The sequence below is a fragment of the Streptomyces sp. NPDC047079 genome, assembly GCF_040643755.1.
In the GTDB taxonomy this organism is placed as follows: Bacteria; Actinomycetota; Actinomycetes; order Streptomycetales; family Streptomycetaceae; genus Streptomyces.
Genome location: NZ_JBEYUZ010000001.1, coordinates 191,424 through 204,361, shown reverse-complemented (window position 1 = coordinate 204,361; position 12,938 = coordinate 191,424). Strand labels below are relative to the sequence as shown.

The following is a 12,938-nucleotide window of genomic DNA, read 5'->3' as shown; positions in this document are numbered from 1 at the left end:
TGAGCAGCGGGGAACATCGCCGGGCCGAGACGCCTTGAGACTTCGGAACCCACGCGGCGCACGGAGCACGAGCGGGCGCGTGCCGCCCCGTCCTGCGCCCTTGCGCCGCCGCGAGACAATGGACGGTGGCCCACCCTCCCCAGGGGGCGCCACCCGAACCGTACGAGGAGGAGAAGACATGGCGGAGCCCACGCCGCGTCGGAACGAGCCGCGGCTACGCCCCGCGCCCCTGCTCTTCGAGCCCGCGGAGGCGGCCTGCGACCCTGAGCACTTCTTCGACCTGGAGTCCATCGACGACCCGCGGGCGCTGCTCGCGCGGGCGACCGAGCTGACGCAGGCGTTCCGTGCGGCCACGGACCGTGCCGTGGAGTACCAGGCGATCGCCGCCGCCCAGCTCGCCGATCCGCGCCGCTTCGACCGGCTGACACCGGCGGCCATCGCCGAGCAGGCGGAGTGGACCGAGGACTACGCGAAGAAGATGGTGGAGTTCGGACAGGACCTGCTGCGGGGCGCCGAGGCAAGCGGGCCGGAAAGCCTGGGCTGAACGTCCGCCGCACTGCTTACCGAATGATCTTCTGGCATATGCGGCGGCACGATACTCCGCGCATCCCTCAACTGTCCCGGTTTTCCGCAACCCTCGGAGACGGATCGCTCACCCCAGGTACATCTGGCTGCCATGAGCAGTCGCACGCCGTTCACCGAACAACCCTTCCGACCCACCTCGCAGGGCGCCGCCTGGCTCGCCTCCGCAGGAACCTATCCGCGTAGTACGTCGGCGGACCGGGCGCAGCGGCCCACCGCCCCCGTCGTATTGCCCTGCGGCATCGCGTTCGACGTCGTCAACGCCCCCGCGATCTTCGGGCGGCGCATGGTCGACCGGCTCTGGGAGGAGGGACCGGGCTCCGGGCCGGTCGCCGAGCACCGGGGACGCATCCTGCTGTTCACGGCGCCCGGCACGGCCCGGCGACTGCAGGCGCTGCTGGACTGGGAGGAGTGGGGCGGCCGCACCCGTACGGTTCCGCCGTTGCTGTGCCATGGCCCCGGGGACGCCGTGACCGTGCCCGCGATCAGCCCCGTGGCCCCTCCGGCCGGCGCCCGCGGCAGCCGCCCCGAGTCCCGCTGGCTCGTCGCGCCCGACACCCGCCATCCATGGCTTCCCGGCCCGGACGTCGTCCTGTGGGCCGCGGTCCGGGCGACCCGCGCCACGGCCTCCACAGCCGTACGGATATCGATTTTTCCTCCCGCCGACCAGGGTGCTAATGTCTACGACGTCAGCAGGCGCCGCTAGCTCAGTTGGTTAGAGCAGCTGACTCTTAATCAGCGGGTCCGGGGTTCGAGTCCCTGGCGGCGCACGATGGCGATGGCGAGTCGTGTTCGCGGAAAGCGCGAACGGGCTCGCCATCGTCGTATCAGCGCGGCTGCGCCGCGCGCGGTGGGGGCTCCGCCACCCACACCCCCCAAACCACCGCGCGGGCACCGCCCGGCGCCCCGGCACCCCGGCACCCGAGTTCACGGAAAGCGCGAACCGGCTCGCCATCGTCGTATCAGCGCGGCTGCGCCGCGCGCGGTGGGGGCTCCGCCACCCACACCCCCCAAACCACCGCGCGGGCACCCCCGGCCCTGCCCCCTCTCCGCCACTCCTGCCACTCCCGCCCCTGGAGCCACTCACCCCTCGTGCCACTCCGGTCCCTCCCGCCACTCACGTCCCTCCGTCGTCCCGCCCCCGTGGCTCATTCCCTGGTGATCTGTACCGTCCACGCGCCCGTGGGCGTTCGGTCCTCCACCTCCACCCGGACGCCGTCGTCGGGCATGCTGAAGCTCTCCCCCACGTCCACGGGGGCGTCCGCGAGAGCCGGGTACACCGAGGTGTTCCAGCAGGCCGCCGAGTGCGGATGGGCGTCGAGCACCTCGATCGGGCCGCCGCCCGACGCCGTGTCGCCGTGGACGCGGTAGACGAGGACCCCCTGGGTGCAGGTCGCACTGTCGTTCCCCAGGGCGCCGCGCGCCTCGAGGGCGAGCACGCTGTCGGCTCCGGTGCGCACGACCGCCAGCTTGGTGCCGTGCCCGGACCCGAACGCCTCCACACCGGGCCCCAGAGGCCGTGCCTCCTCCGCTCCCGTCGTCCCGGCCGCGGGCGCGCCCGCGTTCACCGCCACCTGCGGCACCCCCTGCGCCCCCGCGCCCAGCGGCTCCAGGGTCAGCCGTTTGGTCCCTCTGCCCCGTACGCACACCACCTGTCGCTCGTCCAGCCAGCCCAGCTTCCACTTGTGCCAGGCGAAGAGATCGGGGGCCAGGCCGAACTGGCTGCCCATGAGATCCCAGTCGCCGACATAGGTGTCCCAGTCGCCCTTGCCGTCCGCGGGCCGGTGGTAGAGGTCGGGCAGGTCGAAGACATGACCCGTCTCGTGGGCCAGCACCAGACGGTCCGGCGGGTGCTTCTCGAAGACCGTGACCACCCGGCGGATTTCCGTGCCGTCGGCCTGTAGCGGGGCCTCAAGATTGACCACCTTCGTGGCGTCGGAGTCGATGCCCGGCGCGTCCGGGTCGGCCACGAAGTACACGACGTCGTACCGCGAGAAGTCGACTTCCCTGTCGGCCACGGCGAGCGCGTCGCGCAGGTAAGCGCTCCGGTGATCGGGGTCCCAGTCGCGCCGTACGGCGTACGAGACGGACGGGTGGGGCATCCCGATCCAGTGGTCCATCGGATGCGGGCGCACCGTGAACCGGCCGTAGGAGGCGCGGTCGAAGAAGTGGCTGGTGGCCGGGAAGTAGTCGGAGGTCAGTTCGGCCGGCGTGGTCGTCGGCACGGAGTCCGGGAAGGACAGGAAGACCAGGACGGCGTTCAGCGGCCGGGTGGGTCGCGTGTAGGCGGCGTTCCAGGTGTCGACGCCCTCCGAGTGGTGCGCCTCGCTGCGGGCGAGTTCGCACGGCGCCCAGAGGGTGCCGGCCACCATGGGGCCCGTGACGAGCGAGGTCGCGGCCAGCGCCGTCATCGACGTGACCGCGGCCACGGTTTTGCGCAGAACGGGCCCCCGACTCCGGACACGTCTCCGCGGGACCTCATGACTGAGGCCCTTGTGGGGGAGCGGACGCGGCACGTCGACCTCCGGGTGCGGTTCTGGTGACTCCACACCCAGCCTTGTCGTACTTGTATTACTACGCCCTGTTTGTCTGCCCCAGAAGGGTGAGAGGCCGTCAGTCGGGGGAAAGGCCAGAAGGGAACCTCGACGGCCGGGGGAGGCGCGGTGCGAGGCGGGAGCACACGAGGGCGCACGGGCACCGAGGGGGCGGCCGACGTGGGCCGACGCCCCGAATACTCACGGAACGTCACAGCCGAAGGCGGCCTGATGGACCGGCACAAGGTGCGAGCAGAAACGATCTGTCAGAGCATGTGCTCGTTCCGGAAGACTGGACAGCGGCTGGAAGGCCCCTGGGCCAGCCTCTATGATCGGCACACTTTCCTGCACGAACACGACTTGTACGGCCGCTCACCACGCGGCCGTCGACCCCGACGAGACCCACGAGATCCGTACCAAGAACGAGTGCACTGCGGGAGCGAGCGGTGAGCGGAATGTCCGAAGGGCCGGCGCCCGCGGCAGACCTCGTCGGCCCGGTCGTCACAGAAAGTCACGACGGTACGTCAACCGGTACGCCTGAGCCTCCGCCCCTGCTCGGGGCGTATCCGCTTCCGCCCCCCGCGGACGCGCTGCCCCAGCCACCCCTCTCCCCGCCCGGGGGCCCTCAACCCCCCTCCTTCGATGCCGTCTTCGCCGCCGCACCGCTCGCCATGGCGGTCGTCGACCGGGGCGGCCAGGTGGTCACCGCCAACGACACACTGGGCGAACTGCTCGGCACCGGCACGGACGGGCTGACCGGCAAGGTCGCCGCCGACCTGGTCGACCTGTCCTCCGACGCCCGCACCTGGCACGCGTACCGGGAAGTGCTCCGCGGCCGCCAGGCCCGGCTGCGCTGCACGCGCCGCATCAAGCACCCCGACGGACACTCCCTCTGGGTGCAGGTGACCGTCACCCCGCTGCCCGAGGCCGAGAAGGCCGTCCTGCTCTCGGTCGCCGATGTCAGCGCCCGCCGTGAACTCCAGTCCCGGCTGCGCCACTTGCAGATGCACGACCCGGTGACCCGGCTGCCCAACCGCACACTGTTCTTCGAACGTCTGTCTGCCGCGCTGGAGGCGGAGTCGTACGAGGAGAGCGGCACCGGCCGCATCGGGCTGTGCTATCTGGATCTCGACGGCTTCAAGGCGGTCAACGACACCCTCGGCCACCGCGTCGGCGACCGTCTGCTCGCGGCCGTCGCGGAGCGTCTGACGCACTGCGCGGACGAGGCGGGCCACGCACGGGCCACCACTCCCCTGGTGGCCCGGCTCGGCGGCGACGAATTCGCCCTGCTCGTCGAGGACTCGACAGGAACCGACCAACTCGCCGAGCTGGCCGAGTCGGTGCTCAAGGCGTTGCAGGCGCCGTTCGACCTGGCCGGGCAGCGGCTGTCGGTCTCCGCGTCCATCGGGGTGGTGGAGCGGCACGCGGCCGGGACCACGGCGACCGGTCTGATGCAGGCGGCCGATACGACGCTGTACTGGGCGAAGGCCGACGGAAAGTCCCGCTGGACCCTCTTCGACCCCGAGCGCAACGCCCACCGTATGACCCGTCAGGCCCTCGCCTCGGGTCTGCGTCCGGCCATCGAGCGGGGCGAATTCGCCCTGGAGTACCAGCCGCTCGTGGGCATGGAGGACGGGCGGGTGCGCGGAGTGGAGGCGCTGGTGCGCTGGCATCACCCGCAGTTCGGCACGTTGACGCCGAATCGGTTCATCGGACTGGCGGAGGAGGACGGCTCGATCGTGCAGCTCGGGCGCTGGGTGCTCAAGACCGCCTGCCGTCAGGCCCGCCGCTGGCAACTGGAGCGCCCGGACGAGCCGCCGATCTTCGTCAGTGTGAATGTGGCGGTGCGTCAGGTCTGGGACTCCGACCTGGTGGCGGACGTGGCCGAGACTCTCGCGGAAACCGGACTCGCCCCTCATCTCCTCCAGTTGGAGCTGACCGAGTCCGCCGTCATGGGCTCGGCCGGCCGGCCGCTCCAGGCGCTCCAGGCGCTCAGCGACATGGGAGTGCGCATCGCCATCGACGACTTCGGCACGGGCTACTCGAACCTCGCCTACCTCAGCCGGCTGCCGGTGTCCGTGCTGAAGCTGGACGGCTCCTTCGTCCGCGGTTTCCAGTACGAGGGCACGGACGCCCATCCCAACCCCGCCGACGAGGTCGTCGTCGAGGCCATGATCCGGCTCGCCCACCGGCTGGGCCTGACGGTCACCGCGGAGTGCGTGGAGACCTCCGCGCAGGCCAGCCGGCTGCGCCGGATCGGCTGCGACACCGGCCAGGGCTGGCTGTACTCGCGGCCCGTGCCGCCGGACCGCATCTCGGAGCTGGTGGATGCGGACACCGGCGGCCGTTCCTGACCGGCGAGACCGACGGCCGCCCCTGACCGGCGAGACCGACGGCCGTTCCCGACCGGCGAGACCGACGGCCGTTCCCGACCGGGCGGGGTGCCGTCCCCCGTGCGACGGCACCCCGTCGGCTTCAGGAGAGCGGCAACCCGTAGGCGTCCGCGATGAGTTCGTACGAGCGCACGCGCAGCTCGCCCCGGTGGGCATGGGTGGTGATCATCAACTCGTCGGCGCCGGTGCGCTTCTGGAGGTCGTCGAGGCCGGCACGCACCTCGTCCGGGGTGCCGTGGACGACGTTCGCGGACCAAGACTGGATGAACTCCTCCTCCAGCGGGCCGAGCGGGTCCCCCTCGGCCTCCTCCGGGGCAGGGAAGAGACCGGGCCGGCCGGTGCGCAGCCGCAGCATGCTCAGCGCACCCGCGCGCACCTGGCGGCGGGCCTCCTTCTCCTCGTCCGTGGCGAGAGCGGAGACGCCGATCAGGGCGTAGGGGGCGTCGAGGACCTCGGAGGGGCGGAACGACTCGCGGTACAGGTCGAGCGCCGGGATGGTGTTCTGCGCCGAGAAGTGGTGGGCGAAGGCGAAGGGCAGGCCGAGCATGCCGGCCAGGCGGGCACTGAAGCCCGAGGAGCCCAGCAGCCAGATCGGCGGGCGGTGCGGGGACTGGACGCCGCCCGGGGAGGTGGCCTGGACCGGGCCCGGGACCGCGTGGATCCGGGCGTAGGGGTGGCCGTCCGGGAAGTCGTCGTCGAGGAAGCGGGTCAGCTCGGCGAGCTGCTGGGGGAAGTCGTCGGCGCCCTCGTTCAGCCGCTCGGTACGGCGCAGGGCGGCGGCGGTGGCGCCGTCGGTGCCCGGGGCGCGTCCGAGGCCGAGGTCGACGCGGCCGGGGGCCATGGCCTCCAGCGTGCCGAACTGCTCCGCGATGGCCAGCGGGGCGTGGTTGGGCAGCATCACGCCGCCGGAGCCGAGGCGGATGCGGTCGGTGTGGGCGGCGAGGTGGGCGAGGATCACGGCGGGCGACGAGGAGGCCACGCCCGGCATGGAGTGGTGTTCGGCGACCCAGTAGCGGTGGAAGCCGCGGGACTCCGCGAGGCGGGAGAGGTCGACGCTGGTGCGCAGGGCGTCGGAGGCGGTGTGGCCCGCTCCCACCGTGACCAGGTCCAGTACCGAGAGGGGGACGGGGGCGCCGCCCTGTGCCGTGCCTCGGATCTCGTCCACCGGGTTGCCTCCTGTGTTGTGCGGCGCGTCTCCGTCGGCAGTAACAGGAGGCAGTCCCCGGTTATTCCCGAGCGGCGGGGCGATTCCCGGCCCGCCGCCCGGCGCGCCCGTCACACCTGGACGACCGGCTCCTTGGTGAACAGCGACCCGAGGGCCGGTGCGTGCACCCGGCGGTCCACCAGGCGCAGCGCCTCCCACATCGTGACCTGGTTCGCCGTGAGGACCGGCTTGATCAGTCCCTTCTCCAGCTCCGTGAGATACGCGGCGGTGTGCAGGGCGGTGTCGGGAAGCAGCACCGCGTGGGCGTCGGCGTGGTCGCCCGCGCGGGCCAGCGCCAGCACCTCCTCCGCGCCCCAGGTGCTCACCTCGTCCGGGGCGGCGCCCGCGCCGTGCACCGACACCACCTCCACGCCCGCCGCCCGCAGGAACCCGGCGAACAGCTCCGCCACGTCGGCCGGGTACGTCGCCGCGACCGCCACGCGCCGCACGCCGATCTCGCGCACCGCGTGCACGAAGGCGAAGGAGGTGGAGGACGCCGGCATCCCGGCGGCGAGCGCGAGGGCGCGTACCTGTTCCTGGGCGCCCTCCCAGCCGTGGACGAAGCTGCCGCTGGTGCACGCCCACACCACGGCCTCGGCGCCCGCGAGCCGCAGCTCCTCGACACCTGCCGCGAGCCGCCGCGGTACGCCGTCCTCCGGGCGCTCGGCCGCACCCGTGAGGACCCCCCTCGTCAGCGCCTGCATCAGGCGTGCTTCCTCGACGTCGTCGGTGTGCACGAGCTCCGCCCGGATGTCGCTGCCCAGCAACTGTTCCATGCGCGGAAATTCGTCCTCGGCGTAGTGGCCCGGGTAGAGGAATCCGAGTGCGGTCATGCCCAACCTTCCTGTTCTTCCGGCAGTGCGGGTCCCGGTGTGCCGCCTCCTTCGGCAGAGTCCGAGACGGACCCATGGCTCGGGTACCCAGGTGACGCGGGGCCGTGCCCTTCCTCACCTGGTTGGCCGAAGCCGGTTGGCACACGGGGCGCGGGCCACCCGCTGCCCTCGGGTGCCGGAGGGACCGGTGGACGGGGGTACCGGCAGGGGCCTTACGGCCGTGTTGACGGCGCCGATGCCGGGTGCGAGTGTGGTCAATCCGCGCATGTCGGATGCCCGGCCGGCCGCTCGGGCGGCCACCGCCGAAGGGAGAAACGGTTCCCGCATGACCGCTCCCCCGCCCGGCCCCACCGTGCTGGTGCTGGACGCCGAACCGCTTCCCCGGCTGGGCCGGCTCACCGGGCGGGCTCGGATCATGCACGCGGACGCCTCCACGCTGGCCGAACGGCTGCCGTACGCCGACGTCCTCCTGGTATGGGACTTCCCCACGGACGCGGTGCGCGAGGCCTGGCCCGGTGAGGGCCCGCGACCGCGCTGGGTGCACACGGCGAGCACGGGCGTGGACCATCTGATGTGCCCCGAGCTCACCGCGTCCGACACCGTGGTGACGAACGCGCGCGGCATCTTCGAGCAGCCGGTGGCCGAGTACGTGGCCGGGCTCGTCCTCGCGATGGCCAAAAACCTGCCGGGCACCTGGGACCTGCGACGGGAGCGGGAGTGGCGGCCGCGCGAGGTGACGCGGGTCGCGGGCACGCGCGCGTGCGTGGTCGGTTCCGGACCGGTCGGGCGCGCGATAGCCCGTACGCTCAAGTCTCTCGACGTCACGGCGTCGATCGTGGGCCGCGTCCCGCTCACCGGCATCCACGGTCCGGCCGACCTCGACCGGCTGATCGCCCGCGCCGACTGGGTGATCGCGGCGGCGCCGCTCACCGACCGGACCTACGGCATGTTCGGCACCCGCCGCTTCGGCGTGATGCAGCCCTCGGCCCGGTTCATCAACGTCGCCCATGGCGCGCTGGTGGATGAGGAGGCGCTCGTCGGGGCGCTGTCCAAGCGGTGGATAGCGGGAGCGGCCCTGGACGTCCTGCAGCATGAACCGCTCACCCCGGACAGCCCGTTGTGGCAGGTCCCGGGCCTGCTGCTGTCCCCCCGCATGGCCGGGAACACGGTCGGCCGGCACGACGAACTCAGCCGCCAGTTCGTCGAGTTGTACGACCGCTGGGAAGCCGGCAAACCACTGCCGAACGTGGTCGACAAGCGACGCGGCTACGTCCCCGGATACTGAGCCCCCAGGGCCCGTCCGCAGGGGCGCGCGCCCGAACCCGCCACGTCCCGCAAAGGCCGTGTAGAAAAAACGGCCTGAATACCTCGCCTGGTCCCGGGTAGCCGCGCGCCCATGGCCGCACCACGGACTGATCACATAAGGAAACCCACCACCAACAGACGGTCGCTGCTCGCCGGTCTCGCCGCGATCGGCGCGCTGGGTGCCGTCGGCTGCAGCCGTGTGGCCGAGGCGTCGGGCGGCGGCGGGGAGCTGCTCGGCCGGCTCAGGGCCCAGGGCGTCGTCCGCCTCGGTATCGCAGGCGAGATCCCCTTCGGCTACATCGACAAGAACGGCAAGCTCACCGGCGAGGCCCCGGAACTGGCCAGGGCCGTCTTCAAACGCCTCGGGGTCGACCGGGTGCAGCCCGTGCCGACCGAGTTCGGCTCCCTCATACCCGGGCTCAACTCGCAGCAGTTCGACGTCGTCTCCGCCGGGATGTACATCACTCCGGACCGCTGCCAACAGGTTGTCTTCGCCGACCCCGACTACCAGATGCTCGACTCCTTCATCGTGCGCAAGGGCAATCCGAAGGGTTTGCACACCTACCGGGACGTCGTCGAGAAGCAGGCGAAACTCGCCACCGGGTCGGGCTACGCGCAGATCCAGTACGCGGTCGAGGCCGGCTACCGGGAGAGCGACCTCCTCATCGTCCCCGACCAGGTCGCGGGCCTGAACGCGGTGGAGGCCGGCCGCGTCGACGTCTTCGCCGGAACCGCCCTGACCATCCGTGAGGTCGTGAAGAAGTCCCGTACCACGGAGGGCACCAAGCCCTTCGCGCCCCTGGTGAAGGGCAAGCCGCACGTCGACGGCGGCGCCTTCGCCTTCCGGCGCACCGAGACCGCGCTGCGGGACGCCTTCAACGCCGAGCTGAAGAAGATGAGGGCGAGCGGCGAGCTCTTCCGCATCCTGCGGCCGTTCGGCTTCACCCGGGCCGAGATGACCGACATGACCGCGAAGGAGCTGTGCCGCGGATGACCACGGGCCTGTGGGAACTCGTACTGAAAGGCGTCTGGACCACGCTCCAGCTCCTCGTGCTCAGCGCGCTGCTCGCGACGGCCCTCTCCTTCGCCGTCGGCATCGCGCGCACGCATCGCCGGTGGATCGTCCGCTTCCTCGCCGGCTTCTACACCGAGGTGTTCCGCGGCACCTCCGCCCTGATCATGATCTTCTGGGTGTTCTTCGTGCTGCCGCTCGCCTTCGGCTGGCAGCTGGTGCCGATGTGGGCGGGCAGCCTCGCGCTGGGACTGACCTACGGGGCCTACGGCGCCGAGATCGTGCGCGGCGCCCTGAACTCCGTCGACCCGGCGCAGCGTGAGGGCGGGATCGCGCTGAGCTTCACCCCCTGGCAGCGGATGCGCAAGATCCTGCTGCCGCAGGCGGTCCCGGAGACGATCCCGTCGTTCTGCAACCTGCTGGTGGAGCTGCTCAAGGGCACCGCGCTGGTCTCCGTGATGGGCATGGGCGATCTGGCGTTCAGCGGCAACCTGGTGCGGCTCGCGCTCCAGGAGAGCGCCCAGATCTACGCCTACGTACTGATCATCTATTTCGTGATCGCCTTCCTGCTCACCCGGCTGATGCGGCGCCTGGAGCGCCGGCTCAGGGCCAGGGTGGGGAGGGCGCCGCAGCCGGTCGTCTCCGCCCCGCTGCCCGTCGGAGGTGGTGTTTCGTGACCTGGGACTGGGGCGCCGTCCGCGCCTTCATGCCGCACTTCTGGGACGGCCTGCTCGTCACCCTCCAGGCGCTGGCCCTCGGCTCGCTGATCTCGTTCGCCCTCGGCCTGGTGTGGGCGCTGCTGATGCGCACACCGACCCCGTGGGTGCGCTGGCCGGTGGGGGCCGTGACCGAGTTCATCCGTGACACCCCGCTGCTGGTGCAGTTGTTCTTCCTCTTCTACGTGCTGCCCGAGTGGGGGCTCGCCTTCTCCGCGCTGATCACCGGTGTCGTCGCGATCGGCCTGCACTACTCGACGTACACGATGCAGGTCTACCGGGCCGGTATCGACGCCGTGCCCGCCGGTCAGTGGGAGGCCGCCACCGCGCTGAGCCTGCCGCCGCGGCGCACCTGGACGGCCGTGATCCTGCCGCAGGCGATCCGCCGGGTCGTGCCGGCGCTCGGCAACTACGTGATCGCGATGCTCAAGGACACGCCGATGCTGATGACGATCACCGTCCTCGACATGCTCGGCCAGGCGCGGCTCTTCTCCCAGCAGCACTTCCAGTTCACCGAGCCGCTCACCGTCATCGGTGTGGCCTTCGTCCTGATCTCCTACCCCGCCTCCCTCCTCCTGCGAGCCCTGGAGCGACGTCTTGTCCGCTGACACCCCCCTGATGAAGGAATCCGACGCCCACACCCGTCCGCCGGCGGCCACCGGCGAGCTGATCCGCTTCGAGAACGTCACCAAGCGCTTCGGCGACCACACCGTCCTCGACGGACTCGACTTCTCGGTGGAAGCGGGCAGGCACGTCACGCTGATCGGCCCCTCCGGCTCCGGGAAGACCACGATCCTGCGGCTGCTGATGACGCTGGACAAGCCCGACGAGGGCACGATCACGGTCGGCGGTCAGCAGTTGTTCCCGGCCGGTGAGAAGGAGGTCCGGGAGATCCGCAAGAACATCGGGATGGTCTTCCAGCAGTTCAACCTGTTCCCGAACATGAAGGTGCTGCGGAACGTCACCGAAGCCCCGGTCACCGTGCTCGGCCTGTCCAAGGACGAGGCCGAGCAGCGGGCGCGTGAGCTGCTGGACCTCGTGGGGCTCGGCGACCACCTCGACAAGTATCCGAGCCAGCTCTCCGGGGGCCAGCAGCAGCGGGTGGCGATAGCCCGGGCGCTGGCGATGCGCCCGCAGGTGCTGCTGCTCGACGAGGTGACGTCGGCGCTCGACCCGGAGCTGGTCGCCGGGGTCCTCGACGTCCTCCGTGACATCGCCCGCAGCACGGACATCACCATGCTGTGCGTGACCCACGAGATGAGCTTCGCGCGCGACATCTCGGACCGTGTCCTGATGTTCGACTCCGGCCAGGTCGTCGAGGCGGGTGCCCCGGAGAAGATCTTCAGCGCTCCCGAGCACACGCGCACGCGGGAATTCCTCAGCGCCGTGCTGTGACTACGCAAGGTGAGCGCGGCGATCCGGCGCGGCCCGGTGACCGGGCATGACCTTGGCATATGCCGAAGTGGCGCGTTCCTGATGAGCGGGCCGGACCGGGCACAAAGTTCGTCAACACCCGCTCTTCGGCAAGCCCTTGAGCCTTATCGTGGAGAAGCCAAGCTGTCCCGAGAACGGCCCGAAAAGCGCAGGGGGAGATCGTGGCGCTGACGCATGAGCCGACCGTCCCGTACCACTCGGCCCAGGACGCGCTGCGCGTCCTCGAGACGGTGGCCCGGCACTCCGGCGGCGTCACCGACGCCGTACTGGCCCGCCGGACCGGCCTCGGCACCGAGCGGCTGGCCTCTCTCCTGCGGATGCTCCGCCGGGAGGGGTACGTCGAGGAGACCGCCGACGGCGCGTACGTCTCCGGCGCCGCCCTCAGCCGGCTCGGCTCCGCGCGGGGCCATGAGGAGGCGCTGCGGGAGAAGCTCCAGCAGACCCTCGACCGGCTGCGCGACTCGGTGGGCGCGGCGGTCTACATCAGCCGGTACATCGACGGGGAGGTGTGGGTCACCCAGTGCGCGCAGGGCCCGGCGACGCCCGCGGTGCACGAATGGGTGGACTTCCGTTCCTCCGCACACGCGAGCGCGGTCGGCAAGAGCCTGCTCGGGCAGCTCGACGTCAACGGCCGGCGGGACCACCTCGCCCGGCACAAGATGGCCCGGCTCACCTCGCGGACGATCACCAGCGAGAAGGTGCTGCTGTCCCGCCTGGACGCCCACCCTCCGACCGTCCCGGTGCTCGACCTCCAGGAGTACGCGGTGGGCACGGTGTGCGCGGCCGTTCCGATCACCGCGGGCTCCTCGGTCGGCTGCCTGGCCCTGTCCCTGCCGGTGGAGCACGCGCACCGGCTGCGGCAGGCGGCGGACCGGCTGAACAAGGGGGCGGCCCCGGTCCTGCTCTCCCTCGCGATCTGAGGGTG

The 12,938-nt window shown here is 71.4% G+C and carries 12 protein-coding genes and 1 tRNA gene; 10 read left to right on the top strand and 3 right to left on the bottom strand.

What is annotated here, in order from left to right; translation table 11 throughout:
• Positions 1-178: 178 nt before the first annotated feature.
• The 3 genes from ABZ823_RS00880 (at position 179) to ABZ823_RS00870 (ending at position 1,352) form a co-directional block, all read left to right on the top strand.
• Positions 179-544: a hypothetical protein gene (locus ABZ823_RS00880; protein WP_361652228.1), complete on the top strand. Its 366-nt coding sequence runs from the start codon at positions 179-181 to the stop codon at positions 542-544.
• Positions 545-676: 132 nt separating this feature from the next.
• A complete protein-coding gene (locus ABZ823_RS00875; RefSeq protein WP_361652226.1) occupies positions 677-1,288 on the top strand; it encodes a hypothetical protein in 612 nt (203 codons plus the stop codon).
• A tRNA-Lys gene (locus ABZ823_RS00870) sits at positions 1,279-1,352 on the top strand. The genes ABZ823_RS00875 and ABZ823_RS00870 overlap by 10 nt, the downstream gene beginning before the upstream one ends.
• 378 nt (positions 1,353-1,730) lie before the next feature.
• Here ABZ823_RS00870 and ABZ823_RS00865 read toward each other — a convergent pair.
• Positions 1,731-3,023, bottom strand: coding sequence for a M6 family metalloprotease domain-containing protein (locus ABZ823_RS00865; RefSeq protein WP_361652823.1), 1,293 nt, complete (start codon positions 3,021-3,023; stop codon positions 1,731-1,733).
• Positions 3,024-3,562: 539 nt separating this feature from the next.
• Between ABZ823_RS00865 and ABZ823_RS00860 the strand changes: the two genes are divergently transcribed.
• On the top strand, positions 3,563-5,470 hold the full coding sequence (locus ABZ823_RS00860) for an EAL domain-containing protein (RefSeq protein ID WP_361652224.1): 1,908 nt from the start codon (positions 3,563-3,565) through the stop codon (positions 5,468-5,470).
• Between the two features lie 121 nt (positions 5,471-5,591).
• Here ABZ823_RS00860 and ABZ823_RS00855 read toward each other — a convergent pair whose 3' ends face one another.
• Both ABZ823_RS00855 and ABZ823_RS00850 read right to left on the bottom strand, forming a co-directional pair.
• Positions 5,592-6,674 carry an LLM class flavin-dependent oxidoreductase gene (locus ABZ823_RS00855; RefSeq protein WP_361652222.1) on the bottom strand — a complete coding sequence of 361 codons (1,083 nt, stop codon included), beginning with the start codon at positions 6,672-6,674 and terminating at the stop codon, positions 5,592-5,594.
• Positions 6,675-6,784: 110 nt separating this feature from the next.
• On the bottom strand, positions 6,785-7,546 hold the full coding sequence (locus ABZ823_RS00850) for a decarboxylase (protein ID WP_361652220.1): 762 nt from the start codon (positions 7,544-7,546) through the stop codon (positions 6,785-6,787).
• 325 nt (positions 7,547-7,871) lie between these two features.
• Between ABZ823_RS00850 and ABZ823_RS00845 the strand changes: the two genes are divergently transcribed.
• The 6 genes from ABZ823_RS00845 (at position 7,872) to ABZ823_RS00820 (ending at position 12,933) form a co-directional block, all read left to right on the top strand.
• Positions 7,872-8,831: a D-2-hydroxyacid dehydrogenase gene (locus tag ABZ823_RS00845; protein ID WP_361652218.1), complete on the top strand. Its 960-nt coding sequence runs from the start codon at positions 7,872-7,874 to the stop codon at positions 8,829-8,831.
• 111 nt (positions 8,832-8,942) lie between these two features.
• Positions 8,943-9,845: an ectoine/hydroxyectoine ABC transporter substrate-binding protein EhuB gene (gene ehuB, locus ABZ823_RS00840; protein WP_361652216.1), complete on the top strand. Its 903-nt coding sequence runs from the start codon at positions 8,943-8,945 to the stop codon at positions 9,843-9,845.
• The gene (gene ehuC / locus ABZ823_RS00835; RefSeq protein ID WP_361652214.1) at positions 9,842-10,540 is read left to right on the top strand and encodes an ectoine/hydroxyectoine ABC transporter permease subunit EhuC; all 699 of its coding nucleotides are present in this window, start codon (positions 9,842-9,844) and stop codon (positions 10,538-10,540) included. The genes ehuB and ehuC overlap by 4 nt, the downstream gene beginning before the upstream one ends.
• Complete coding sequence (ehuD, locus tag ABZ823_RS00830; RefSeq protein WP_361652212.1) at positions 10,537-11,187, top strand: ectoine/hydroxyectoine ABC transporter permease subunit EhuD; 651 nt, start codon at positions 10,537-10,539, stop codon at positions 11,185-11,187. The genes ehuC and ehuD overlap by 4 nt, the downstream gene beginning before the upstream one ends.
• Before the next feature lie 10 nt (positions 11,188-11,197).
• Positions 11,198-11,974, top strand: a complete 777-nt coding sequence (ehuA, locus tag ABZ823_RS00825; RefSeq protein ID WP_361652821.1) for an ectoine/hydroxyectoine ABC transporter ATP-binding protein EhuA — start codon at positions 11,198-11,200, stop codon at positions 11,972-11,974.
• Positions 11,975-12,174: 200 nt separating this feature from the next.
• Entirely contained in the window at positions 12,175-12,933 is a 759-nt protein-coding gene (locus ABZ823_RS00820; protein ID WP_361652210.1) for an IclR family transcriptional regulator C-terminal domain-containing protein, read from the top strand.
• Positions 12,934-12,938: the final 5 nt, after the last annotated feature.

Bases quoted from the DNA above. Each gene is read 5' to 3' on its own strand.
- ABZ823_RS00880 (WP_361652228.1), top strand. From the start codon at position 179: ATGGCGGAGCCCACGCCGCGTCGGAACGAGCCGCGGCTACGCCCCGCG.
- ABZ823_RS00875 (WP_361652226.1), top strand. From the start codon at position 677: ATGAGCAGTCGCACGCCGTTCACCGAACAACCCTTCCGACCCACCTCG.
- ABZ823_RS00850 (WP_361652220.1), bottom strand. From the start codon at position 7,546: ATGACCGCACTCGGATTCCTCTACCCGGGCCACTACGCCGAGGACGAA.
- ABZ823_RS00845 (WP_361652218.1), top strand. From the start codon at position 7,872: ATGACCGCTCCCCCGCCCGGCCCCACCGTGCTGGTGCTGGACGCCGAA.
- ehuB (WP_361652216.1), top strand. From the start codon at position 8,943: ATGGCCGCACCACGGACTGATCACATAAGGAAACCCACCACCAACAGA.
- ehuC (WP_361652214.1), top strand. From the start codon at position 9,842: ATGACCACGGGCCTGTGGGAACTCGTACTGAAAGGCGTCTGGACCACG.
- ehuA (WP_361652821.1), top strand. From the start codon at position 11,198: ATGAAGGAATCCGACGCCCACACCCGTCCGCCGGCGGCCACCGGCGAG.